General features: G+C 42.3%; 23 protein-coding genes. 4 read left to right on the forward strand and 19 right to left on the reverse strand.

Going from position 1 to position 23,186, the window contains the following annotated elements:
• Positions 1-2: 2 nt before the first annotated feature.
• The 8 genes from O3602_RS01335 to O3602_RS01370 all read right to left on the reverse strand — a co-directional run bounded on the left by O3602_RS01335 (position 3) and on the right by O3602_RS01370 (position 5,848).
• On the reverse strand, positions 3-683 hold the full coding sequence (locus O3602_RS01335; RefSeq protein WP_003007931.1) for an ABC transporter ATP-binding protein: 681 nt from the start codon (positions 681-683) through the stop codon (positions 3-5).
• Positions 680-1,255: a TetR/AcrR family transcriptional regulator gene (locus O3602_RS01340; RefSeq protein WP_371610994.1), complete on the reverse strand. Its 576-nt coding sequence runs from the start codon at positions 1,253-1,255 to the stop codon at positions 680-682. The genes O3602_RS01335 and O3602_RS01340 overlap by 4 nt, the downstream gene beginning before the upstream one ends.
• A gap of 148 nt (positions 1,256-1,403) precedes the next feature.
• Positions 1,404-2,327, reverse strand: a complete 924-nt coding sequence (locus tag O3602_RS01345) for an aldo/keto reductase family oxidoreductase (RefSeq protein ID WP_003010982.1) — start codon at positions 2,325-2,327, stop codon at positions 1,404-1,406.
• Between the two features lie 97 nt (positions 2,328-2,424).
• On the reverse strand, positions 2,425-3,639 hold the full coding sequence (locus tag O3602_RS01350) for an ABC transporter permease (protein ID WP_003011195.1): 1,215 nt from the start codon (positions 3,637-3,639) through the stop codon (positions 2,425-2,427).
• On the reverse strand, positions 3,636-4,529 hold the full coding sequence (locus O3602_RS01355) for an ABC transporter ATP-binding protein (protein ID WP_003011119.1): 894 nt from the start codon (positions 4,527-4,529) through the stop codon (positions 3,636-3,638). The genes O3602_RS01350 and O3602_RS01355 overlap by 4 nt, the downstream gene beginning before the upstream one ends.
• An 11-nt stretch (positions 4,530-4,540) precedes the next feature.
• Positions 4,541-5,320, reverse strand: coding sequence for a DUF3169 family protein (locus O3602_RS01360; RefSeq protein ID WP_003011023.1), 780 nt, complete (start codon positions 5,318-5,320; stop codon positions 4,541-4,543).
• A complete protein-coding gene (locus tag O3602_RS01365) occupies positions 5,317-5,526 on the reverse strand; it encodes a helix-turn-helix transcriptional regulator (RefSeq protein WP_003011455.1) in 210 nt (69 codons plus the stop codon). Before O3602_RS01365 ends, O3602_RS01360 begins: the two co-directional genes overlap by 4 nt.
• Positions 5,527-5,539: 13 nt before the next feature.
• Positions 5,540-5,848 (reverse strand): hypothetical protein, encoded by a 309-nt coding sequence (locus O3602_RS01370; RefSeq protein ID WP_003011369.1) that lies wholly within the window; start codon positions 5,846-5,848, stop codon positions 5,540-5,542.
• Positions 5,849-6,251: 403 nt separating this feature from the next.
• Between O3602_RS01370 and O3602_RS01375 the strand changes: the two genes are divergently transcribed.
• Positions 6,252-6,395: a FeoB-associated Cys-rich membrane protein gene (locus tag O3602_RS01375; protein ID WP_141561972.1), complete on the forward strand. Its 144-nt coding sequence runs from the start codon at positions 6,252-6,254 to the stop codon at positions 6,393-6,395.
• A gap of 77 nt (positions 6,396-6,472) precedes the next feature.
• Here O3602_RS01375 and O3602_RS01380 read toward each other — a convergent pair whose 3' ends face one another.
• The 7 genes from O3602_RS01380 to trpX all read right to left on the reverse strand — a co-directional run bounded on the left by O3602_RS01380 (position 6,473) and on the right by trpX (position 14,356).
• Entirely contained in the window at positions 6,473-7,402 is a 930-nt protein-coding gene (locus O3602_RS01380; RefSeq protein WP_003011203.1) for a hypothetical protein, read from the reverse strand.
• Between the two features lie 18 nt (positions 7,403-7,420).
• Positions 7,421-8,203 (reverse strand): DUF6612 family protein, encoded by a 783-nt coding sequence (locus O3602_RS01385; protein ID WP_003011265.1) that lies wholly within the window; start codon positions 8,201-8,203, stop codon positions 7,421-7,423.
• Between the two features lie 167 nt (positions 8,204-8,370).
• Positions 8,371-10,776 (reverse strand): phenylalanine--tRNA ligase subunit beta, encoded by a 2,406-nt coding sequence (pheT, locus tag O3602_RS01390; protein WP_371610995.1) that lies wholly within the window; start codon positions 10,774-10,776, stop codon positions 8,371-8,373.
• A gap of 156 nt (positions 10,777-10,932) precedes the next feature.
• Complete coding sequence (locus tag O3602_RS01395) at positions 10,933-11,448, reverse strand: N-acetyltransferase (RefSeq protein WP_003011057.1); 516 nt, start codon at positions 11,446-11,448, stop codon at positions 10,933-10,935.
• 2 nt (positions 11,449-11,450) lie between these two features.
• The gene (gene pheS / locus O3602_RS01400) at positions 11,451-12,497 is read right to left on the reverse strand and encodes a phenylalanine--tRNA ligase subunit alpha (RefSeq protein WP_003011226.1); all 1,047 of its coding nucleotides are present in this window, start codon (positions 12,495-12,497) and stop codon (positions 11,451-11,453) included.
• 314 nt (positions 12,498-12,811) lie between these two features.
• Positions 12,812-13,231: a ParB-like protein gene (locus O3602_RS01405; protein WP_003011356.1), complete on the reverse strand. Its 420-nt coding sequence runs from the start codon at positions 13,229-13,231 to the stop codon at positions 12,812-12,814.
• Positions 13,232-13,354: 123 nt separating this feature from the next.
• Positions 13,355-14,356 (reverse strand): tryptophan ABC transporter substrate-binding protein, encoded by a 1,002-nt coding sequence (trpX, locus tag O3602_RS01410; RefSeq protein WP_371610996.1) that lies wholly within the window; start codon positions 14,354-14,356, stop codon positions 13,355-13,357.
• A gap of 516 nt (positions 14,357-14,872) precedes the next feature.
• Here trpX and O3602_RS01415 point away from each other — a divergent pair.
• Positions 14,873-16,534, forward strand: coding sequence for an NFACT family protein (locus O3602_RS01415; RefSeq protein WP_371610997.1), 1,662 nt, complete (start codon positions 14,873-14,875; stop codon positions 16,532-16,534).
• 562 nt (positions 16,535-17,096) lie between these two features.
• Here the strand turns inward: O3602_RS01415 and budA are convergent.
• From budA to O3602_RS01430, 3 genes are all read right to left on the reverse strand, one after another.
• Positions 17,097-17,813: an acetolactate decarboxylase gene (gene budA, locus O3602_RS01420; RefSeq protein WP_003002766.1), complete on the reverse strand. Its 717-nt coding sequence runs from the start codon at positions 17,811-17,813 to the stop codon at positions 17,097-17,099.
• A gap of 72 nt (positions 17,814-17,885) precedes the next feature.
• Positions 17,886-19,115, reverse strand: coding sequence for a tetratricopeptide repeat protein (locus tag O3602_RS01425; protein ID WP_371610998.1), 1,230 nt, complete (start codon positions 19,113-19,115; stop codon positions 17,886-17,888).
• Complete coding sequence (locus O3602_RS01430) at positions 19,105-20,280, reverse strand: AI-2E family transporter (RefSeq protein ID WP_151378623.1); 1,176 nt, start codon at positions 20,278-20,280, stop codon at positions 19,105-19,107. Before O3602_RS01430 ends, O3602_RS01425 begins: the two co-directional genes overlap by 11 nt.
• 168 nt (positions 20,281-20,448) lie before the next feature.
• Here O3602_RS01430 and O3602_RS01435 point away from each other — a divergent pair, with 168 nt between their 5' ends.
• Both O3602_RS01435 and O3602_RS01440 read left to right on the forward strand, forming a co-directional pair.
• A complete protein-coding gene (locus O3602_RS01435) occupies positions 20,449-21,459 on the forward strand; it encodes a lactonase family protein (protein ID WP_003011099.1) in 1,011 nt (336 codons plus the stop codon).
• A 95-nt stretch (positions 21,460-21,554) separates the two neighbouring features.
• Complete coding sequence (locus O3602_RS01440) at positions 21,555-21,740, forward strand: hypothetical protein (RefSeq protein WP_003002861.1); 186 nt, start codon at positions 21,555-21,557, stop codon at positions 21,738-21,740.
• A gap of 104 nt (positions 21,741-21,844) precedes the next feature.
• Here O3602_RS01440 and eno read toward each other — a convergent pair whose 3' ends face one another.
• The gene (gene eno / locus O3602_RS01445) at positions 21,845-23,149 is read right to left on the reverse strand and encodes a surface-displayed alpha-enolase (protein WP_003011192.1); all 1,305 of its coding nucleotides are present in this window, start codon (positions 23,147-23,149) and stop codon (positions 21,845-21,847) included.
• Between the last annotated feature and the right edge of the window lie 37 nt (positions 23,150-23,186).

A 23,186-nucleotide genomic window follows, 5' to 3' on the forward strand; every position in this document is an offset into this window, starting at 1 on the left:
GCTTACCATCCAATCTCATAAGCAGTCTGAGGTTGATCATTGGTCACAACTTCGGTAATCTTGCCACTATTGACACGAATGATGGTTCTGGCCATATCCGCAATATTTTGGTTGTGCGTCACCATGATGAGGGTGAAGCCCAGCTTTTCCTTTAACTTCCAGATATAGTCCAGAATCTTGCGCCCTGTTTCTTCATCGAGAGCTCCCGTCGGCTCATCTAAGAAAAGAATCTCTGGCTTTTTGGCCAAGGCTCGGGCAATGGAGACTCTCTGCTGTTCCCCACCCGACAATTCACTCGGATATTTGTCCAGCTTATCGCCAAGCCCCAAATCCTCGATGATCTGCAAAAAATCATGATTGTCTGCCAGGTCAGCTCCCATCTTTACATTTTGTCTGACCGTTAGATTCGGCAATAGATAATACTGCTGGAAAATAAAGGCAATCTTCTCACGTCTAAAGGCTGTCAATTGAGCATCCGTGAGTTGTGATAAATCTTGTCCTTGAATGAGGATATGCCCCTCGTCTACCTTTTCTAATCCTGATAACACATTTAAGAGAGTTGATTTCCCCGATCCAGAAGGGCCAAGGATAACCACATCATCCTGGTCTTGAATCTGCAAATCAATCCCTTTTAAAACCTTAGTTTGGCCGTAACTTTTGTGCACATTTTCTAGTTGAATCATTTCTTTCCTACCATTTCTTTGATGAGAGATTGACAAACCTCTGTCAGTAATCCAATCACTTCTTCCATGCTGAACTGATAAATGCCAGAAGCAACCATAGAGGCCATCCCGTGTGAGTAGATAAATAAATGCTGGTACAAGCGACCAGCCTCCTCTACAGTCAAAGGATAGTCTGCAACGATCGAATCCAGAACCAATTGGTAACTATGATCCTTCATGGGAAGAAAATCTTGAAAGCGACGAATCGGCTCTTTGCTAGGATTTTGGAAAAGCAATTGAAAGAGTTGGGGCTCATTTGATGCGAAAAGGATATAAGCAACCCCGACAGATCGAAAAGGCTTTTCATCTTCTAAGGCCTTGCGAATATACTCCACAACCACCATCTCCGCAGCACCAATAACCTCTGCTTGTAACTCAGACATATTAGCAAATTGCCCAAAAATGACTCTTGGTGTGGCTCCCAGTTTCTCCGCTAATGCTCTAGCTGTTAAACCAGCCATTCCCTCTTCTCTTACCAATTGTAAAGCTGTCCCAATGATAGTCTCTTTACTAAATTTAACCTTGGGTGGCATAAAACTCCTTTCAAGCAACTTCCGTTGCGCAACACTTGTTGCATAAAGAATATCATAAAAAAGAAAGACTTGTCAAGAAAAATCTGAAAACTACCAAACAAAAAACCAGACCACCGATAAGAGTGGAATCTGGTTTACTAACAAGATTCTAAGGCAAATCATTCCCTGCAGCCAAGTAGATTTGGTACCATTCCTTGCGAGTCAAAGTAACTGTTGCTGCTTTTCCTGCTTCAAGGACATGCTGGGGCTTGGTCGTTCCGATGACGGCCTGCATCTTACCAGGATAGCGGAGGACCCAGGCAAGGGCGATAGCTGTCGGAGTGACCTGGTATTTTTTCGCCAAGTCATTGAGGACGTGATTGAGGGCCGCAAACTCTTCCTTGCCGACAAAATTCCCCTTGAAATAACCATGCTGGAGGACAGACCAGGCCTGAATCACCGTATCAGTTAAGCGACAATACTCAAAGACACTGCCATCTCGCACGGCTGCTTTTGGTCCTTCCATGTTGACATGAAAACCAGCTTCAAAGCTCGGTGTAAAGGCGGCACTCAACTGCAACTGGTTGACCTTGAGAGGTTGTTTGACAGCCGTCTTAAGCAATTCCATCATCATGGGATTTTGATTGGACACCCCAAAATGACGAACCTTGCCCGCTTGCTCCAAGTGATCAAAAGCTTCCGCCACCTCTTCAGGTTCCATGAGGGCATCCGGTCGGTGAAGGAGGAGACTATCCAAGCGCTCGATCTGCAGACGCTCGAGGATGCCATCGACGGAATCCAAAATATAGTCCTTAGAAAAATCAAAATAGGTAAAGCCATCTTTGCGAATCCCACACTTGGACTGGATCCACATCTGGTTCCGTAGATCCGGACGACGCTTGAGAACCTTCCCCAGCAGGACCTCACACTGGCCATCGCCATAGATATCCGCTAGGTCAAAGGTGTTAATTCCAATCGACAAGGCTGCTTCCACTAAGGCCTCCACCTCATCTTCACTCATCTGGCTGATCCGCATCATCCCAAGGACAATCGTGGACAGACGCTCATTTTCAGCAAACTCAATATAGTTCATGTCCGCCTCCTTTTCTGTAGTTCTATTGTAGTGAAAAGGCTTGCAAAAGTCAATTTGCAATCAAAAAGCCCCCAGCGATATCTGAGGGCTTGTTTGATTAGCGATAGCTAAGAGCACGTTTGATGGTCTTCCATGGTCCGAGGTCATCGGTCTGAAGGATCAGGCTCGCATAGATACGGGCAATGAGCACTGTTCCCACGATGGTAAAGAGAACCGCAATTCCTAAAGAACCCCAAGATTCAAGACCAGTCGCATAGCCATTAATGGTACGGAAAGGCATGAAGAAGGTTGAGAAGAAAGGAATGTAGGAACCAATCTTTAATAAGAAGACGTCACCGGCACTTCCCAAGGTGGTTACCCCAAGGAAGCTAAAGATAACTAACATCATCAGTGGTGAAATCGCTTTTCCTGAATCTTCAGGTCGTGCAACTGTGGAGCCTAAGAAGGCAGAGAGCACCACATACATAAAGATCCCAAGGATAATGAAGAAGACGGTATTAAGCGAGATCGCTTCTGCTAGGTGTTGGGTAATTGGAGAGTTTGGAGCAAGAATATCCTTGACAACTGGGATATCTGCTCTAAAGATCCAAACAGCTACTAGCCCAACGACGTAGACAAAAATATGGGTAAAAATCACTCCGAAGAGTCCGAGCATGCGTGCGAAGAAATAGTCGGTTGCTTTGATACTAGAGAAGACCACTTCCATGATCTTAGTTCCCTTTTCACTGGCTACTTCTTGGGCTGTGATACTAGAGTAGAAGATCAAAATCATATAAAGCAACATTCCCAAACCACCTGCAACCATGGTTTGCACCATTTTCAAGCCTTCTTTTTTCTCATCAATTTTTTCTTTGAGAGAAACCTGTTGAGACAAGGCTGTCAGTTGCTCTTTGCTTAGATTGGCACGCGCTAGATTGATTCCTTGTTGGACTTGGCTTAATTTCGCAGCGACAAGCGATTTCAAATCTGTTTTCATGGCTTGGTCGCCCACATAAGTGGCTTCTAGCTGCCCATCTTTTTCATCTACCGTTAGGTAAGCTGCTGCTTTCTCATCCTTGATAGCTTTTTTAGCTGCTGCTTCATCTTTGTAGTCCAAGGTCAAGCCATCGGTTCCTTTGAGGCTTTCTTTGACAGCTGGCACTTCTGTCACCAAGGCCACTTGGTTTTTGGCATCTGTAGAAGAACCTGTCAGATAACCGATTCCAATGCTCAATCCTAAAAAGAGGAAGGGACCGAAGACCATGAAGAGGAAACTCCATGATTTCACTTGTCTGATATAGGTTTCTTTCATTACGACAAACATCTGTTTCATACTTCTACTCCTGATTCAAGTTTAAAGATCTCATCAATAGTTGGGGCTTGGTGGTCAAAGGTTGCTAGGTAGTGGCCCTTGGTCAAGCGGTCAAATAATTCTGGACCAGCTGATGCATCATCCAAGATCAGCTTCCAAGTCCCTTGCTTGGTCATGCTGACCTTGGTCACGTGTGGCAGAGCTTCTAACTCTTCTTTGCTAAAGTCGTTTGAGACAAAGAGGCGAGTCTTGCCATAGCTATTCCGGACCTCTTGGACAGGCCCTGAAAGGACAACCGAACCATCACGGATCATTAGGATATCATCACACAACTCTTCGACATTGGTCATGACGTGGTCAGAAAAGATAATGGTTGCCCCACGCTCTTTTTCTTCAAAGATGACCTGCTTGAGCACTTCTGTATTGACCGGATCCAAGCCGCTAAAGGGTTCATCTAAAATGATCAATTTAGGCTCATGGATCAAGGTGATGATCAGTTGAACCTTCTGTTGGTTCCCTTTTGAGAGACTCTTGATTTTATCGGTCAATTTCCCTTTTACTTGGAGTTTTTCCATCCAGGTCGGTAATTTTTCCTTGACCTCAGCAGTGCTCATTCCTTTTAATGCAGCCAAATAGCGGACCTGCTCAAAAATCGTGAGTTTAGGCATGAGACTACGTTCTTCTGGCAAATAGCCAATTTCCTTGTAGGTTTCTTGGGTAATCGCTTTGCCACCTAGACGAATCTCACCGCTGTAGTCCAAAAAGTGCAAGATGCTGTGGAAAATAGTTGTTTTCCCGGCACCATTTTTCCCAACTAAGCCAAGGATATGACCTTGTTGTGCTGTCAGATCTACTCCGAAGAGAACCTGCTTATTCCCGAAGCTTTTTTCTAAATTTCTAATTTCTAACATGGATGACTCCTCTAATCTTTATAATAACGTTTGGTAATCTTGTATTGTGAGACCAAGATATAGATATAAATCAGTGATACAACAACTAAGGCTAATAATATATCTGTCTGGAAAATAATTCCAACTAAGAATATCACCATCAAGGATATTGGAAAGACATAATTGCTTAACTTAAAAACAATCTCGAAGTTCTCTTCATAGCAAATTTGTTTTTCTGCCTCATCCATCATACTCATCATTAATTCACGGGCTTCTGCACCACTAGCATTACGTGGAATCGCCTTTCCATAAATCTGTTTAAACGTTTTTCGAAACTGATGTTCCAGTCCAAAAGTGAGAACGATCAAGCCAAGGAAAACAATTGGGATGGTGTATTTTCCCAAAACACCTGATAGTTTTTCTTCATACACTAGTATTTGACAAGAAAAGAAAATCACTAATAGATATGGGACAATCATAACGCCTTTGAAAATCGTAGCCAAGTCATAGATTCTTCTCGTTTGACTTTCATAATGGTAGGCCTCCTCATCATCCTCTGTCTCCTCCATCTTCCGATGAGACTGGCGTGACAAGAATAGGAAGGTAGATGCAATTCCGAAGATGATTAGATATAAAATGGCAGACCCTATATAGAGCATTTCTCGATCAAAAAGTTTTTGAAATTCTATGGGATGATCTGAACCAACCAATCCTGTCAAAAATCCAATGATTCCTCCTAATAGGATCATAGCTATATTTCTCCAAAAACGGTAACGCGCTGACCTTTCTTTATATTTCTTTTTCATAATCATTCCTCTTCCTCTACTAGACTAAAGACATTTTCCACCGGTTCCCTGAAAATCTGGGCGATGGTGATGGCAATGATAACCGAAGGGGTGTATTCACCCCGCTCCAAGAGACTGATAGACTGGCGCGAGACTCCAGCTAGCTTGGCTAGCTCGGATTGGTTGAGACCATCGCGCGCCCTCAGCTCTTTCAGTCGATTTTTTAAAATCATGGCTTTCGCCCCCTTATAGTTGAATATCTTGAATATCTTCGATACGGACTAATTTGGTTTCTCTTTGTTGTTTATTGGTCTCACGACTCAATTTGACCCAATCTTCATCGATATCTATAATCTCATATTCGGTTCCAAATCCATTTACTGTCACCTTGACCGTTTGGCCTTTTAATTCTTCTAAAAGTCTAGACATTTCTTGATTTCCTTTCACTTGTTTTTCTAATCTTTTAATACGTTTGTTCAACTTTTTTATCTTCTTTTCTGAGCTTGCATAAATGATAACCAGAAAAGGGATAAATAGAATCCATATAGCTCCCATAAGAATACCTCCCCTTCTTTCAACTAAAATTATTGTAACACTTCTTTTTCTTTTTGACAAGTATACTTGTCAAAAAAATAAAAATATTTGTCAAAAATAGAAGGATGGTTGACATGGATATTTTGAGGTAAGAAATAAAAGGCCCGCATTTGCGCACCTTTTAAAGATTCTTTTCTCCCTGCTATGAATCTGAAAAGACTTCCATAGTAAGAAATATGACTTTGGTCGCTACAAGATAATCTTACACGTGTTTAATCTCGATGAAGTCTAAACTAGTAGGACTAGGCTAGCTCTGATCATTTTCATCATCCTTGTTCCCTGCATCTTCCACAAGCCACAGCAAAGTAATGATCAACTCATCAACTTAAAAAACTTATCTACCACTCATATCTAGGAGGTTACCATGTCAACTATTCTTATTACCGTCCTTATTTTTTTAGCTGGACAAGGTCTTCGCTCCTACCTCAAGGGAAAAGGATCCTGCGGAGACTGCGAGTGTTCCTGCCCTATCAAAGACGAAATGCACCAATCGCATCGCCATCAGTAAAGAATAGGTGTGTACCAGAAATCAGAAACGTAAAAAACCATTGGTCAATTGAACCAATGGTTTTTCTATCCTCCTATTTAATTCTCTACGATATTAAAATCTTGGGGAGCTTTGACTTCTTTTATCTGGTTAATATCTCGATAAGTAAATTCAAAATGGTCTTCATTGTTCACCGTTCGCCCTTTATCATTTTTCAATTTGGTATCTAGTTGAATCCTAGCCTCGCTAGGAACTAATTTTTCTTCTTTATTTGAGGAGTCTTTCTTCATAGACAAATAAATGTGCAACTTGACGGACTGAATCTCCTTTTTTCCTTTGGTGTAAAGCTCACTATCTAACAAAGTATTTTGAAATTCTCCAATTTGATCAATATCTTTCTTAACATCACCCTTAAATTCCAGATAGATATACTGACCATCGATAGTTTTTTTAAATCGATCCGCATACTTCTCATAAAGTTTCAAAATGAGCTCATGACGCCCCACTTCTGGATCTTTTCTATTTTTATATATTAGATCTGGATCTGTAGCTTCATCCACTCTTTTCCAAGTCCAACTATCGTCTCCCTTCTTTATTTTTTTATACAGAACCCCTTTTTCAGGAGAATATAGTCTCAAAATTTTCTCCCCATAACCTGTAGAACCTATTTTATTGGTAAGACCTCGAAAATGGTCTGAATCACTGTCTATCGTAGATCCATTTCCTCCATCTTTCGTATAAAATTCATTATATACTTGAGGGTCAAACTGAATTTTCCCATGTCGCAAGGTTGTTTCATACATTAGTGATTGTGAACCTTTTACCTCAAGTAGATTCTTTCGATAAATTTTACTGACATATTCCATGTTTTTTGCATCTCTCATGGCTTGGATAAACGTTTTCACATCTTTACTACCACTATCTTGTGTCGTATCCTTTGAAGGGGTTTTAGCTGATTGACAAGCTGAAAGGAATAGACAAGCAAGAAGAGATAAGAAAAACACTAATAATTTTCTTTTATGTTTCATATCTTCACTCCTTTTGAACTAAATACCACCTAATTTTTCAACAGCCTCTGGTACTTCTACTTGGACACCAGTATTTTGTTTTGAATAGGTAATTTTACACGTTAATTTTTCTTTCGCAAAAGATGAATTAGAAGTACAAGTATAAGTAACACCTAAAGGTGTCAAGTTCTCCTTAGAAACGATGAGGTCTATCTGGTAGCTCCCTTCTGAATTTTCAAAATAACTAACTCCTATGGGAACAGGGCCTTGCAACACGGCGTTATTTGGTTCTAGTAAATGATTGACATCCTTACTCTTATAGGTTAAGACATACTGGTCCTTTTTCTTGGTCACTTCAAACTTGTCTTTCTGTGTCTGAAAGAAGCGTATGGCTTCTTGATTTACCCCCACAGGTTGTTTATTCTCTTGAGAATAAGAAAACATTTCCCACTCTGATGAGTCTTTTGGTCTAGAATACTCATGAAAGGCATCGTAATACTCTTCTTGACTCGTACCGTTGTTCGTATATAGTCCACGTACCCTCACTGGTTTTAATTCAAAGGATCCTTCAAAAGTCGGAGTATATACTGTGTGTGTACTCCCATCACTTGTTGGTTCACTAAATTCTCTCTCAATCTTGTTCTCCAGTTTGATTTCCCCATCTTTGAGGTGTTCAAAAGCCTGGAGCCCCTTGTCGATGATTTGTTCTTGGCTTAGTTCCTTTGAATTTTCCTTCTTGCCCTCAGCCTGTTGACATCCAACTAGACTAACTACTGCCAATAAACCAACAAGTGACAAGATAGGTTTTCTCATATTTAACATCCCCATTCTCCTTCCTTTTTTCAGTAAATCTACTAATGTTTATTCTTCTATTATAAACGATTCTATGATCTTTGTAAATCCTTTCACAAGCTTGTAAAAAGATTGTCATTTTTTAAATACAAAACAAAAACAGCCAAGAGCATGTCTCAACTGTTTTGATCTAAACATTAACGCACTTCTGCATTGACTTTTTCTTCAAGTGATGCTTGGATTTTTTCCATGTAGCGAGCGACTTCTTCATCGGTCAAGCTATCTTCTGGATTTTGGAAGGTCAAACTGTAGGCCATAGACTTCATGCCAAGTCCTAGTTTTTCACCTGAGAAGACGTCAAAGAGTTTGATGTCTGTTAAGCGTTTCACACCAGCAGCTTGAATCGCATCAACCACTTCTTGGTGGGTCACTTCTGCTTTGAGGAGAAGGGCGATATCACGGATCACTGCTGGGAATTTAGTGATTTCCACAAAGGCTGCGGCTGGTTGAAGAGCTGCTTCAATAGCAGATAAGTTCAATTCTGCCACATAGGTTTCTGGGATATCATAAGCCTTAGCTGTTACAGGGTGGACTTGCCCCAAGACCCCAATTACTTGGTCACCAAGTGAGATTAGGGCTGTACGACCTGGGTGGAGACTCTTGATTTCAGAAGTTGCTGTATAAGTCACATCAAGGCCCAAACGAGCAAATAGGGCTTCCAAAATTCCCTTGGCATAGAAGAAGTCAACTGGAACAGCTGCAGTTTGGAAGTCTTTTTCAGCGACTAGGCCAGTTAAAGCAAAGGCAAAGCTGTTGATTTCGTTTGGTAAGTCTTCTTTTGGATTTCCTGTCTGTTCAAAGACTTTTCCGATCTCGTAGAGGGCCAAATCTTTGTTCTTACGAGCGACGTTGTAAGCTACGGTATCCAAGATTCCTGAGATCATATTTTGACGGAGGACTGACCGATCCACAGTCATTGGCCACATGAGCTCTGTTAAGTTACTTGGCGCAGTTGTGAATTCCACGGCTTTTTCAGGAGTTGTCAGCGCATAAGTGATGATTTCAGTCAAGCCTGCTCCTTCAGCAATGGTCCGAACTTGGCGACGGAGTTTTTGAGTCGCTGTCAATTCACCTGCTGTCCCGTCATCTTTTGGAAGAGTTGCTGGTAATTTGTCATAACCATAAATCCGTGCAATTTCTTCAAAGAGGTCCGCTTCGATGGTGATGTCCCAACGGCGACGTGGAACGCTGACAGTAAAGGCTTCAGCGTTTCCAGAAAGACCAAATCCAAGACGACGGAAGACATCTTCGACATCCGCGTAGGAAAGCTCTGTCCCTAGGACACGGTTAACGTCTGCAAGGGTAGAAGAAACTTCCACATCAGAAGTGTCGAGCTGGCCTGCTGAAACGATGCCCTTACGCACGGTTGCACCTGCAAGCTCTGCAATCATGCTCGCTGCCGCATCAAGGGCTTCATTGACAGTCGCCACATTGATCCCTTTTTCAAAACGTGAAGATGATTCAGAACGAAGGTTAAGGCGACCGCTGGTCTTACGGATCGATTTGCCATTGAAGACAGCTGCTTCAAGGACAACACGAGTAGATTTTTCAGAGATTTCTGTAGCTTCTCCACCCATGACACCTGCAAGGGCTACTGGTTTGTCCGCAACCGTAATCACGAGGTCACTTGTCTCCAACTCAGTTTCTTCACCGTCCAAGGTCACTAATTTCTCACCAGCACGCGCTTCACGCACACGGATATCGTTTCCTTCGAAGGTATCTAAGTCAAAGGCATGCATAGGTTGACCAAAGTAAAGCAGGATATAGTTGGTCACGTCGACCACATTGTTGATCGGACGGATACCTTCGTTCATGAGGAGGTTTTGCAACCATTGTGGACTTTGTGCGATGGTCACATTGTCCAAGATACGAGCTGCATAATAAGGAGCCTTGTCTGTATCAATGCTGACAGAAAGAGTATCGGCTGCAGCTTGGTCTGTTTCAGTCAAAGCAAAGTCTTTGAAGTTGACTGCCTTGTCATAGATCGCGGCTACTTCGTGCGCTACCCCACGCATAGAAAGAGCGTCTGCACGGTTAGGAGTGATGGAAAGTTCTATGATTTCATCATCCAAGTCGAGGTAAGAGAAGACTTCTTCTCCTGGAACAGCATCTTCTGGCAAGATTTGGATGCCATCTGCGAATTCTTTTGGTACAACAGAGTCAGAAATCCCTAATTCACCAAGTGAACAGATCATCCCAAGGGATTCCAAACCACGGATTTTCCCTTTTTTAATCTTGTAGTTGTCCGCGATGCGAGCACCTGGAAGAGCCACCATAACCTTGATGCCTGCTCGAACATTTGGTGCTCCACAGACGATTTGACGGGCTTCTTCTTCACCCACATTGACTTGGCAGACATGAAGATGAGTTTCTGGCACATCTTCGCAAGACAAGACTTCTCCGACGACAATTTTTGAGAGACCAGCAGCAGGCGATTCCACACCTTCTACTTCGATCCCTGTAGTTGACATTTTTTCAGCCAACTCTTCTGATGGCACATCCACGTCCACCAATTGTTTTAACCATTTATAACTAACTAACATATGTAAGATACCAAGGGCTAAGCAGAAATCTAGATATCTTTCCTAGATTTCCATCCACCCTCGTTTTGATCCTTTCATTTTGTGTTTTCCAGCTCGAGGCTGGCTTAGGAAGGTCTAGTAACCTCCCTTTCTCTAGAATAGAAGTCCTTGTTCCTTCTAGATCAATTTCTTTCTCAACAACCAGTCTATATCAACCGTATCACCGGTAGGATACTCGTGTTCACTAAATCGTTCAAATCCAAAGCGATAGTAAAAATCTTGCGCCTTAAAGTTGCGTTCCCAGACGCCCAGCCAAGCCCACTCAAATCCTCGGCTCTTGGCTTGATCCAACGCAAAGGTAAACATTTCCTTGCCAAAACCAGCCCCATGAAATTCCTTTTTGACATAGATCCGTTGGATCTCAAAGGCCTTGTCCATCTCTACTGGCTCGGTCTGTGCTTGGCCCCAGTTGATCTTGAGAAAACCACATATTTCTTGTTCTTCATTGAGGACAAAATAGGTTTCGGACTCCGGATCTAACAGATCCTTCTCGATTTGCTCCAAAGAGAGCACAGTGGAGAAGTAATCTTCCAAATCTTTCTCAACAATATAGGGACCAAAGGTATCCCGATAGGTTTCCACCTCTAGATCACGTAAGGTCTGTGCCTGGTCGATTTTTACTCTAACTAACATGATTATTTAAACTGTTCTGAGAAGCGAACATCTCCTTGATAGAAGCCACGGATATCATTGATTCCGTAACGAAGCATAGCCACACGCTCTTGACCAAGTCCAAAGGCAAATCCTGAATAAACTGTTGGGTCAATACCACTCATCTCAAGGACTCGTGGGTGAACCATACCGGCTCCCATGATTTCAATCCAACCAGTTTTCTTACATACGTTACATCCAGCTCCACCACATTTGAAGCAAGAAACATCCACCTCAACCGATGGCTCGGTAAATGGGAAGTAAGAAGGACGCAGACGGATTTGACGTTCTGCACCAAACATCTTTTGCACGATCAATTGAAGCGTTCCTTGAAGGTCTGCCATTGAGATGTTCTTCCCAACAACCAAGCCTTCGATCTGATGGAATTGGTGGCTGTGGGTCGCATCATCTGTATCCCGACGGAAAACACGCCCTGGAGAGATCATCTTCAATGGTCCCTTGCTAAAGTCATGCGCATCCATCGCCCGCGCCTGTACTGGCGAAGTGTGGGTTCGAAGCAAGATTTCTTCTGTGATATAGAAGGTATCCTGCATATCCCGCGCTGGGTGATCTTTAGGCAGATTCATACGTTCAAAGTTGTAGTAGTCTTGCTCCACTTCGAAGCCATCCACGACTTGGTAGCCCATCCCGATAAAGATATCTTCGATTTCTTCACTGGTTTGGGTCAAGATATGACGGTAACCACTAGCAACCGGACGACCAGGAAGCGTCACATCGATACTTTCGCTAGCTAGTTTAGCTTGGACTTTCTTTTCTTCCAAGAGTTTGGTTGTTTCTTCAAAGGCAGCCGTCAAGACATCGCGGGCTTCATTGACGTGTTTCCCGATAACCGGACGCATCTCAGCAGAGACATCTTTCATCCCTTTGAGGATCTCAGTCAGAGATCCTTTTTTCCCAAGGACAGAGACCCGTAGTTCTTGCAATTCTTTTTCACTTTCAGCAGAAATCTGCTTCAAAGCTGCCAGCGTTTCTTCACGAAGCGCTTTTAATTGTTCTTCAATCGTTGACATATTTCCTCCATCATGGTCCCTCTACAGACATAGAAAAAACCACGCGCCAACACCCACATTCGGAGCGTTGACACGCGGTACCATCCGTTTTTATCTGTAACCCAGACCTTAATTTCTAAATCCTTTACGCAAGTGAATTCACTCAGCTTTCATGCAAAGAGCTTTCAGTCACGGCTCTTCTCCCTGTCGCACTTCCCTTGAGATACTAGTCTTGCAGATTTCTATTCGATTACTATCTAGTTTAGCAGATTTTTTGTTAAAAAACAAGTTAGATGAGACTAATTTCAATAGACAAAGGAACAAGAGGCAGTGCACTATCTATTTGCCTTGTCTGTTTCATCTGCTTGCCTTTTCAATAGAAGAGTTGCTGCTTGGTTAAAACCATCACACCAGTTATACCATTTTGCTTCATACTCATCTTGAGGCAAGATACGATGTTTTAAATCCAAAACAGAGGTTATCTTTCTTTCCTCGCAAGCTTGCGCATAGAGAGCATACAACTCATCACCACCATCTCTATCAAACTCAGCAGTAATCGTATCCCGACCTGCCAATAAAGCCTGATAAGCCCTATGATGCCCGTCTGTAATCAAGAAGCGATTTCCAAATGCAAGAACACTAATTGGATCCACATTGATGATGTCTGCCGACTGATCCAGCATCTGGATAGCTTGTAACTTCTTTTCTGATAAATATAGCTGGGTCGGATGAAGATCTGTTATCTTGACTTCCATTTCTTTCTCCTCTACCAAGAGTATAAAAGTTGGTTCTGGGCACTGGTAGACATTTTCAAAGGTCACGATTTAAAGACCTGCCAAAGCCAAATTCCTCCGCCATTCTTGTGATTCGTTTTCTTTTTATTTAATGACTTGTCCAGCATCTTTCAAGACAGATTCTGGAATAGTAATGCCCAATTCATCTGCGACTTTTTTATTGATGACAGATTTTCCTTGGCTAAAGATTTCAACTGGTGTATCCGCAGGTTTTTGACCTTTCAAGATCTTCGCAGCCATTTTACCAGTTGCTACTCCAAGATCATGTTGGTCGACAACGACTGAACCAAGACCACCAGCTTCTACCATAGCTGTCGCACTTGGGAAGATTGGTTTTTTAGCTGTTTTGTTGGCTTCGACAACTGTTGAGAAGGCTGAAGCGATGGTATTGTCGATTGGAACCCAGATGGCATCGACTTTACCAGTCATGACAGAAACTGTTGAAGCAACTTCGTTTGTTGAAGGTACAGAGTAAGGAATCACCTTGAAGCCTGCTTTTTCAGCTAATTTTGTAAATTCTTCTACTTGAGATTTGGAATTATCTTCACTGGTTGAGTACAGGATCCCGATTGTTTTCACGTTCGGAGTCAACTCTTTGATTAATTTCAACTGTTGCTCAGTTGGATTGTGGTCAGATACCCCAGTGATATTGCCACCTGGTTTTTTCAAATCTTTGACCAAGTTTGCACCGACCGGATCGGTAATAGCACCCATGACAATTGGTTTGTCTTTGGTTGCACTAGCCAAACCTTGAGCAGATGGGGTTGCAATCCCAATCAAGACTTGGTTATCCTTGTCTACCAATTGTTTACTCATGGTTGCAACTTTGTTTTGGTCGCCTTCTGCATTAAGGAAATCAATGTCCACTTTGTCCTTGTCATAACCTTCTTCAGCTAAACCATCTTGAATCCCTTTGTAGATCAAATCAAGCGAAGGGTGACTGACCAACTGCAAGACCCCAACTTTAGCCTTTTCATTGCTGCTTGCTGCCTTGTTATCCTTGCCTGCTGTAGCTGAATAGATCGCTGTCCCAATGACTGCTGCTGCAATCAAACCAATAATTCCCATTAAACGTTTATTTTTCATTTTTAATACCTCTTCTATTTTTTTCATTTTCTTCTTTTTTTCCATCATCTAAAGACTGCGACGCCATCGTTTCTTCATATCTTTTCTCCCTTCTCATCTAAAACAAAAAACACGCCCACACATAGCAAAAGCTATGTGAGGACGTGTCATCGCGGTGCCACCTCACTTATGGGAAAAAGATAGTCTCCCCCATATCTCTGTCTTGTCTAGCAACAAGTTGCACGATAAGGTGTGCCAACCGAATTTTTATTGTTTCAAATTCATCTCATCATTAGTCCAATTTCATAAACTGCCGCTACCCACTCTCAGCAACCGTAGGCTCTCTTGAAACTTTCATTTACTACTTTTCTAATTTCTTACATTTTAAAATTTTCTTTCAAAAATGTCAATACTTTTTCTGAATTTTTTTGAAAACGTTCGCATTTTCTATTGAATAGCCTCTTGCTTCTTTCTGGGATTTCCTCGCTATTTTTGATATAATTTACTAGAATAAACGCTAGAATGATGAGGAATCCCATGTCTTTTGATGGATTTTTTTTACACCATATGGTGGAAGAATTGAAGGCCGAACTCTTGAGTGGTCGCATTCAAAAAATTAACCAACCTTTCGAGCAAGAATTGGTGCTCCAAATCCGAGGCAATCGGAAAAACCAAAAGCTCTTGCTCTCTGCCCATTCTGTCTTTGGACGGATTCAACGGACCCAGACCAACTTTGAAAATCCTGCCTTTCCCAATACCTTTATTATGGTTATGCGCAAATATCTTCAAGGAGCTGTTATTGAAGGGATTGAACAAATGGAGAACGACCGGATTCTCGAAATCCGTGTCTCCAATAAAAACGAAATTGGAGATGCTATTTCTGTCAGCCTCATGATCGAAATCATGGGTAAGCACAGTAACATTATTCTCCTGGACCGCACCAGTAATAAAATCATCGAAGCCATTAAACATGTCGGCTTCTCACAAAATAGCTACCGGACCATTCTCCCAGGGTCAACCTATGTAGCTCCTCCGAAAACCGACGCGGTCAATCCTTTTACTATTGGAGACGAAGCCCTTTTTGCCCTTCTTCACAAGGAAGAGTTAAGTCCAAAGAACCTTCAAAAATGTTTCCAAGGTTTGGGGCGAGATACGGCTCAAGAATTAGCCAAGAGACTTGAGACGAATGAAAAATTAAAGACCTTCCGTGCCTTTTTCGAGACGCCTACTGAGCCTCACCTAACGACCAAATCCTTCTCGGCTATCCCCTTTGCGGATGCGTCCAGTCAAACGTTTGAAACACTTTCAGATCTGCTAGATGACTATTACCGAGACAAGGCTGAACGCGATCGGGTGCAACAACAGGCTAGTGAATTGATCCGAAAGGTCGAAAACGATCTCGAAAAGAACCGAAAAAAATTAACCAAACAAGAAGCTGAGTTAGCAGCGACCGACAATGCGGAAGAATTCCGCCAAAAAGGAGAATTGCTGACAACTTTCCTCCATCAGGTACCAAACGACCAAGAGCAGGTTGTTTTGGATAATTACTATACAGATGAACCGGTCACCATCCAACTCAACAAAGCCCTGACCCCTAATCAAAATGCCCAACGCTACTTTAAACGCTATCAGAAGTTAAAAGAAGCCGTCAAACATTTGACCATCCTCATTCAAGAAACCAAGGAAACCATTTCTTATCTTGAAACGGTTGAAACAGCTCTTTCTCAAGCGAGCCTGGCTGAGGTGGCAGAGATTCGAGAGGAGTTAATCCAGACCGGCTTTATCAAACGACGCAACCGTGAAAAAATTCATAAACGGAAAAAACCAAAAAAATACCTGGCTAGTGACGGAAAAACCATTATTTTAGTGGGTCGCAACAATCTCCAAAACGATGAATTAACCTTTAAGATCGCTAAGAAAGACGAACTCTGGTTCCATGCCAAAGATATCCCAGGCAGCCACGTCGTCATTACAGGAAATCTAAATCCATCGGATGAAGTAAAGACCGATGCTGCAGAGTTGGCGGCCTACTATTCCAAGGCCCGTTTCTCTAACCTGGTCCAAGTGGATATGATCGAAGCCAAGAAACTCAATAAACCATCTGGCGGAAAACCAGGCTTTGTCACCTATACCGGCCAGAAGACTCTGCGGGTCACCCCAGAAGAAGAAAAAATCAAAGCTATGAAACTAGAAGACTGATTTCAAAAATAAAAGGTTGAGTATCGCTCAACCTTTGAGTATGTAGACAAACTGTTCCAAGTATGCTGAAAAATAAAATGAGGTATACTTTTAGGCTCATTCAACATATATTGAAACTTCCCGCCGTGAGAAAAGTGCTAGAAACAAGATTGTTTCTAGCACTCGGGAGTTTTGGGAGTAAAACAGTTTGGGAAACTGTTTTAGCCTGAGCCCAGAAATTAAAGAGTGAAGAGGTTCAAAACTAATTGAACACAGGCTGAGGATGGTGTCAAAACACAAGCTGCAATAGCAATAAATCCAAGACACAGTAGCTGATTGGATTCTTCTGTCGCTTTCAAGCTCGGAAGAATACCTAATCAGCCTTGTGGGGGTAGGACGACGAAGCGTTCATAAATAATATTGCTTCTGTCCTACTCCCTATTTTGACTTTATCCGCAAACGCCCTCTGTATCTTAATTAGTCATGGAACTTCTTTGAAGTTCGCTGACGTCCGTTCTCACCTAAGGAAAGTTTCTTAAATAACATTATCTTCAATACGAAAGGTTGAGCAATGCTCAACCTTTTATTCTGCTTTATGGATGTCTTCTTTGACCTCATCAACATTGAATTTGGCAAAGAGGTACTGACGGTCTTGAACTGGGAAACGTTGATCCAGCTGATCGATAGCCCCTACCTCTACAATCCCTTCTAAGATGACAAAATCCATGACATGGCCACCAAAGGTATGGTCATCTGAAATAAAGTGCAAATGGTAACCTGCCACACTCACGCCATGGAAAATTTCCGGTGTCCAAAAACCGACGATGGTACCTGTGACATTTTCCCGTGTATATTCTGGCTGATGGGTTGCAACCTCTGCAAACTTCATCTCTGGTGTTGATTTTGGAATCATACGGACATGCATCTTGGCAAAATCACCATGAATCTTAATAGAGCGGAACAGATTTTCCCCATCATAATAAGACTCAATACGGGCTTCCAATTCCTCGTCCGTCATTTCAAAGCGTTGGCGGAAAATCACTTCTGCTTGGTGAGGGACAACTGCTGCATAAGGAACCTTGGCATCCGGAGAAACTTCGACTATTTCAGGATGGTCCCCTGATCCTTTGGCCTGATATGCCTTACCATCTAATACGATCAACTCTCCATCAATAGAATCAAGCGTCCCAACTCCCAGATCTCCGTGTTCCAAGAGTTCTCCAATCGTAAATGAACCCCCGTACAGACCCGCCATTAGGGCACCTAAGGTATTGTATTGAAAAAGTTTCACTGGTTCCATGTTTTTCTCTCCTCATTCTATCTTCTACCAGTATACCACAAACTATTGCGAATCTTCACGATATGATTTATATTAGAGGTTATCATAGAGGGTTTGCATCTGCACATCGTCTGGTACGATCGCCAAATACTGGTTAGCCACTTCACGCGCCTTCGTCACATCTCCAGCCTCACGCAACAGATAAACGTAGGCTTCGAGGAATTCTGGGTTGTCCTTTAAATCCTCATAAAGCTCTTGGTAGGCTGAGACGGCCTCTTCTGTTTTCCCCAAGGCAGCCAAGGCACGGGCAATGTTCCAACGAGTGACAACTGTTTCGACTTCTTCATTTTGCCAATCTAAGACTTGGTCAAAACGTTCTTGTTCCAAATAAAGGGTAGTCAGGCGAAGAGCAATCTCTTCGAGATCATCCGCCACTTCTTTAGCCTCCAACAGATAAGTTTCTGCCTGTTCAGGCTGGTGGAGCTCATAAGAAAGCTGAGAAGCAAGGAGCTTCAACTGTGCGTCAAATGGATTCTTCTCAATCCCTTGTTTGGCAATTTCAAGCGCTTTTTCACGGTCATTTTCAGCCTGTAAAGCTAAGGCATACCCGTACTCATACCCTTCAAACTCAGGGGACAAAGTGTCAATTTGTTTGTAGTAGATCAGGGCTTTTTGGTATTCTTCTTGGTCTGACAATAAGGTCGCTAATTCGTAAGCAATTTGGTCATCAAACTCAATCTCCAGAGCTTTCTCTAAGAAAGGAACAGCTGCTTCAAACTTACCAAGATTGGCATAGGCAAAACCAATCCGTTGATAGGTGGAAATTCCTGTCGCTTCCAAAATCTCTCGATTGTCCAACTGGGCATACTCTTGGATAGCCTCTTGATAGCGTTCCAATTCCAGATCAATTTCAGCTAACCCTAATTGAATAATCGGATCATCAGACAGACTGGCTGCTTCAACTAATTTTTCACGCGCAACATCTGCGAGTCCTTCCAGTTGATAGAGATCCGCCTTAACCAAGAGACTCGCCACATACCAGTTAGACTCAGGACCAATTTCTTCTAAATAAGCAAAGGCCTCTTCCATTTGACCTTCCTCTGCAAGGATGGTTGCCAGACTTAGATACACTTCTGGATAGGTTTCTGCAATCTGTTCATAGATCTCTTTTGCCTGAGGGTAAAAACCGATACTTTCAAGATATTGACCCAAATCCAATAATTGTTCTTCACTATCTTCTAACAAGGCCTGTTGAAATTGAACTTCTGCCTCTTCTAGCTCTTGCCGATCGAGAGCCTCTACCATTTTTTGACTATGACTCACTATGTGTTTCCTCTTCTACTTCATTGTGTTCTTCGTACAAGCCACTGACGACCTTATACCATTCAAAGATAGCTCCGATAACAACCTTAGCAGATGCATAGACTGGAATTCCAAGGAAAACTCCCCAGATTCCAAACATAGATCCTGACGTCAAGAGCACAAATAAAATGGTAATCGGATGAATATTTAACTGGCTTCCCAAAACCAAAGGTGATACAAAACGTCCTTCAATGGTTTGTTCCACCGCAAATACAATCAAGACCTTGATAAACATTTCTGGTCCTGCTACTAGGCCTAATACTAAAGCAGGTAACATAGCTAAGAAACTACCCAAGTAAGGGATCAAATTTAAGATCCCTGCAGAAATCCCCAGTGTCACGGCATAGCGCAAGCCAATGATCTTAAAGAAGATGATGAACATAATGGCGACGACAATGGCTACTGTAATTTGCCCTCGAACATAATTGGAGAGTTGGGTGTTGACGTCGGAGAGAACTTGTTCCACAGATTTACGAATCTTGGTCGGTAAGAAGCGAACAATGTGGCCCTTTAAATTTTTTCCATCTCGTAGAAGATAAAAGACAATAAAAGGCATGATGATCAAGGCAACAATGACTTGCGAAGCAACTCCGATCAAATTGCTGACCCAATTAACAGCCCGCCCAGAGATCGAACTGGCCCAAGAAGTAATGTTTGCAGACAATTCCTTAGTGATCTCATCTAACTGGGGTTTGACATCAGAAGAAACGCGATTATCTAGAAAATCATCGATGGTTGCATTGGCCTTCTCCAAATAAGTTGGCAGGTTATGAAAGAAACTCACCACTTGTCGTTGGACAGCTGGAATCACTACAGCCAGACCCCAAATTAAGAGCACTGCAATCAAGAAAAAGACGAAGGAAATCGCAAAAATCCGCTTAAGTCCTTTTCTTTCAAGAAAGTCAACAATGGGGTTGAGCAGGTAATAGAGCAAACCAGAGATAATGACAGGCAGCATGACGGCTCCTGCAAACTCAAAAATAGGAATAAAAATAAAGGTGATTTTACTCAAAACCAAAAGGTTCAAACCCAAGAGCAAGGTGACTAAAAATACGGTAATGGCCTTGTTGTCTAAAAACCATCTAAAAAACCAGGACAAACTAAACTGTTTTTCTTTATTATCCACAGAGAACTCCTTTTTCATTTCAATCTGTTTCTATTTTAGCATTTTTTGAGCTTGAAGTTACGAAAAAACTAGCAAAATAAGAAAGAAAGGCCTCCCCTTTTCAACTAGCAATTGCCTTCCAATAGGACCTTTGATATAATAAACCTAACAAATCATACGAGGTGACCTATGTCTCAAACCATTTATTTCGGTACCTATACCAAAAAAGAATCCAAAGGAATTTACAAGGCACAATTTGATCCTGAAACAGGGATATTGAGCCAACTTGAACTAGTGGCAGCTGAGCCCAATCCAACCTATATCGCTTTTTCTGAAAAAGGCAACCTCTACAGTGTCGGAGCTGAAGAGGGAAAAGGAGGCATCGCAAGTTTTACAGCTGATTTTCAGCCACTCAATCACGTTGTTGAAGAGGGCGCTCCACTCTGCTATGTCTCTGTCGATGACAAGCGTCAACTGGTCTATGGAGCCAACTATCACAAAGGCCAAGTTCTCGTATATAAGCTAGAGGCAGATGGGCGTTTGTCCTTTGTCGATCAAGACACCCACCAAGGAAGTGGTCCTCATGCCAATCAAGCAAGTCCGCATACCCACTATGCAGACCTTACACCAGATCAGTACTTGATCACGTGTGACCTAGGAACAGACAGTTTGCATGTCTATGATGTCAGTGAGGAAGGAAAACTTACCCTGATCAATCAGTACCAAATAGCTCCAGGGGCAGGACCTCGTCACCTTGTCTTCCATCCTCATTATAAGACTGCCTATCTCATCAATGAATTAAATGCCACCATCGACGTCCTCTTTTATGACGGTATGGGTGAATTCGAACACTTCCAAACTGTTTCCACACTTCCATCAGACTACGATGGTCAAAAATGGGCTTCTGCAATCAAGCTCTCAGCTGATGGAAAATTCCTCTATGCATCTAACCGTGCTCATAATTCCATCGCGGTCTTCAAAGTTGTGGCTGATGGTAGCCTAGAACTGATTGAAATTGTTCCAAGTCAAGGGCTCAATCCACGAGATTTCACGCTTAGTCCTGATCAAAACTATTTGATCGTAGCCCATCAAGATTCACCTAATGCCACCGTCTTCAAACGAGATTCTGCTAGCGGAAAATTGACCCTTCTATCCGACGACTTCTATGTTCCAGAGGCCGTTTGTACGGTTTTTCATTAAGTCGTTTTAGTTGTCAAACCTCTAAAAAAATGATTAAATAGATGAGGAAAAGGCGTGAGCCTGACTTCACAACTTATATTTTAGGAGACCCTAACATGAATCCATTAGACTTATTTAACCAAGTGAAAGAAATGATCGAAAAGAAAGATTTCGACGCTGCAAAGAAATTTGTTGATGACAACAAAGACAACCTCGGTGACTACCTTGAACAAGCCAAAGGGCTTGTATCTGGAAATGAAATGGTCAGCGGTGCCTTGGACAAAATCAAAGGCTTGTTCTAATAAGATGATTCCTCAACTAGATAGTTGAGGAATTTTTGTTTACCCCAATCGCAAAAAAAGATCCTTGAGAAAACTCAAGGATCTTTCTAATCTAGTATACTAAATTATTTTTTAAGGTTATAGAAAGATTCCAATCCACGGTATTCAGCAACTTCACCAAGTTGATCTTCGATACGAAGCAATTGGTTGTATTTAGCGATACGGTCTGTACGTGAAAGTGAACCAGTCTTGATTTGTCCTGCATTTGTTGCAACTGCGATGTCAGCGATGGTTGAATCTTCAGTTTCACCTGAACGGTGTGATACAACGGCAGTGTAACCAGCTTCTTTCGCCATTTCGATAGCGTCGAATGTTTCAGTAAGAGTACCGATTTGGTTAACTTTGATAAGGATTGAGTTAGCACATCCTTCTTTGATACCACGTGAAAGGTAATCAGTGTTTGTTACGAAGAAGTCGTCACCAACCAATTGAACTTTACCACCAAGACGTTCAGTAAGAGCTTTCCAACCTTCCCAGTCGTTTTCATCCATACCATCTTCGATAGTGATGATTGGGTATTTGTTTACCAATTCTTCAAGGTAGTCGATTTGTTCAGCAGCAGTGCGGACAGCAGCTCCTTCACCTTCGAATTTAGTGTAATCATAAACTTTACGTTCTTTATCGTAGAATTCTGATGATGCACAGTCAAATCCGATAAATACGTCTTTACCTGGAACATAACCAGCAGCTTCGATAGCAGCGATGATAGTTTCTACACCATCTTCAGTTCCGTCGAAACGAGGAGCGAATCCACCTTCGTCACCAACGGCAGTTTCAAGACCACGACCTTTAAGGATTTTCTTAAGTGCGTGGAAGATTTCAGCACCCCAACGAAGAGCTTCTTTGAATGTAGGTGCACCAGCAGGTACGATCATGAATTCTTGGAAAGCGATTGGAGCATCTGAGTGAGATCCACCATTGATGATGTTCATCATTGGAGTTGGAAGAACTTTAGTGTTGAATCCACCAAGGTAGCTGTAAAGTGGGATTTCAAGGTAGTCAGCAGCAGCACGAGCTACAGCGATAGACACACCAAGGATTGCGTTTGCTCCCAATTTACCTTTGTTAGGAGTACCGTCAAGAGCGATCATTGCACGGTCAATAGCTTGTTGGTCACGTACATCGTAGCCGATGATTGCTTCAGCAATGATGTTGTTTACATTGTCAACAGCTTTTTGAGTTCCAAGACCACCGTAACGAGATTTGTCACCGTCGCGAAGTTCTACAGCTTCGTGTTCACCAGTAGAAGCTCCTGATGGAACCATACCACGTCCGAAAGCACCTGATTCAGTATAAACTTCTACTTCAAGTGTTGGGTTACCGCGTGAGTCTAGGACTTCGCGAGCGTAAACATCAGTAATAATTGACATTTCTTACTCTCCTTATTGAGTTATATTTTTTACTCCT

This window comes from Streptococcus sp. 27098_8_186, assembly GCF_041432055.1.
GTDB classification, from domain to species: Bacteria; Bacillota; Bacilli; order Lactobacillales; family Streptococcaceae; genus Streptococcus; species Streptococcus dentalis.

What these genes read in the sequence shown, in the direction of transcription:
- O3602_RS01335 (WP_003007931.1), bottom strand. Translation starts at nt 683, where the DNA reads ATGATTCAACTAGAAAATGTGCACAAAAGTTACGGCCAAACTAAGGTT.
- O3602_RS01340 (WP_371610994.1), bottom strand. Translation starts at nt 1,255, where the DNA reads ATGCCACCCAAGGTTAAATTTAGTAAAGAGACTATCATTGGGACAGCT.
- O3602_RS01345 (WP_003010982.1), bottom strand. Translation starts at nt 2,327, where the DNA reads ATGAACTATATTGAGTTTGCTGAAAATGAGCGTCTGTCCACGATTGTC.
- O3602_RS01350 (WP_003011195.1), bottom strand. Translation starts at nt 3,639, where the DNA reads ATGAAACAGATGTTTGTCGTAATGAAAGAAACCTATATCAGACAAGTG.
- O3602_RS01355 (WP_003011119.1), bottom strand. Translation starts at nt 4,529, where the DNA reads ATGTTAGAAATTAGAAATTTAGAAAAAAGCTTCGGGAATAAGCAGGTT.
- O3602_RS01360 (WP_003011023.1), bottom strand. Translation starts at nt 5,320, where the DNA reads ATGATTATGAAAAAGAAATATAAAGAAAGGTCAGCGCGTTACCGTTTT.
- O3602_RS01365 (WP_003011455.1), bottom strand. Translation starts at nt 5,526, where the DNA reads ATGATTTTAAAAAATCGACTGAAAGAGCTGAGGGCGCGCGATGGTCTC.
- O3602_RS01370 (WP_003011369.1), bottom strand. Translation starts at nt 5,848, where the DNA reads ATGGGAGCTATATGGATTCTATTTATCCCTTTTCTGGTTATCATTTAT.
- O3602_RS01375 (WP_141561972.1), top strand. Translation starts at nt 6,252, where the DNA reads ATGTCAACTATTCTTATTACCGTCCTTATTTTTTTAGCTGGACAAGGT.
- O3602_RS01380 (WP_003011203.1), bottom strand. Translation starts at nt 7,402, where the DNA reads ATGAAACATAAAAGAAAATTATTAGTGTTTTTCTTATCTCTTCTTGCT.
- O3602_RS01385 (WP_003011265.1), bottom strand. Translation starts at nt 8,203, where the DNA reads ATGTTAAATATGAGAAAACCTATCTTGTCACTTGTTGGTTTATTGGCA.
- pheT (WP_371610995.1), bottom strand. Translation starts at nt 10,776, where the DNA reads ATGTTAGTTAGTTATAAATGGTTAAAACAATTGGTGGACGTGGATGTG.
- O3602_RS01395 (WP_003011057.1), bottom strand. Translation starts at nt 11,448, where the DNA reads ATGTTAGTTAGAGTAAAAATCGACCAGGCACAGACCTTACGTGATCTA.
- pheS (WP_003011226.1), bottom strand. Translation starts at nt 12,497, where the DNA reads ATGTCAACGATTGAAGAACAATTAAAAGCGCTTCGTGAAGAAACGCTG.
- O3602_RS01405 (WP_003011356.1), bottom strand. Translation starts at nt 13,231, where the DNA reads ATGGAAGTCAAGATAACAGATCTTCATCCGACCCAGCTATATTTATCA.
- trpX (WP_371610996.1), bottom strand. Translation starts at nt 14,356, where the DNA reads ATGAAAAATAAACGTTTAATGGGAATTATTGGTTTGATTGCAGCAGCA.
- O3602_RS01415 (WP_371610997.1), top strand. Translation starts at nt 14,873, where the DNA reads ATGTCTTTTGATGGATTTTTTTTACACCATATGGTGGAAGAATTGAAG.
- budA (WP_003002766.1), bottom strand. Translation starts at nt 17,813, where the DNA reads ATGGAACCAGTGAAACTTTTTCAATACAATACCTTAGGTGCCCTAATG.
- O3602_RS01435 (WP_003011099.1), top strand. Translation starts at nt 20,449, where the DNA reads ATGTCTCAAACCATTTATTTCGGTACCTATACCAAAAAAGAATCCAAA.
- O3602_RS01440 (WP_003002861.1), top strand. Translation starts at nt 21,555, where the DNA reads ATGAATCCATTAGACTTATTTAACCAAGTGAAAGAAATGATCGAAAAG.
- eno (WP_003011192.1), bottom strand. Translation starts at nt 23,149, where the DNA reads ATGTCAATTATTACTGATGTTTACGCTCGCGAAGTCCTAGACTCACGC.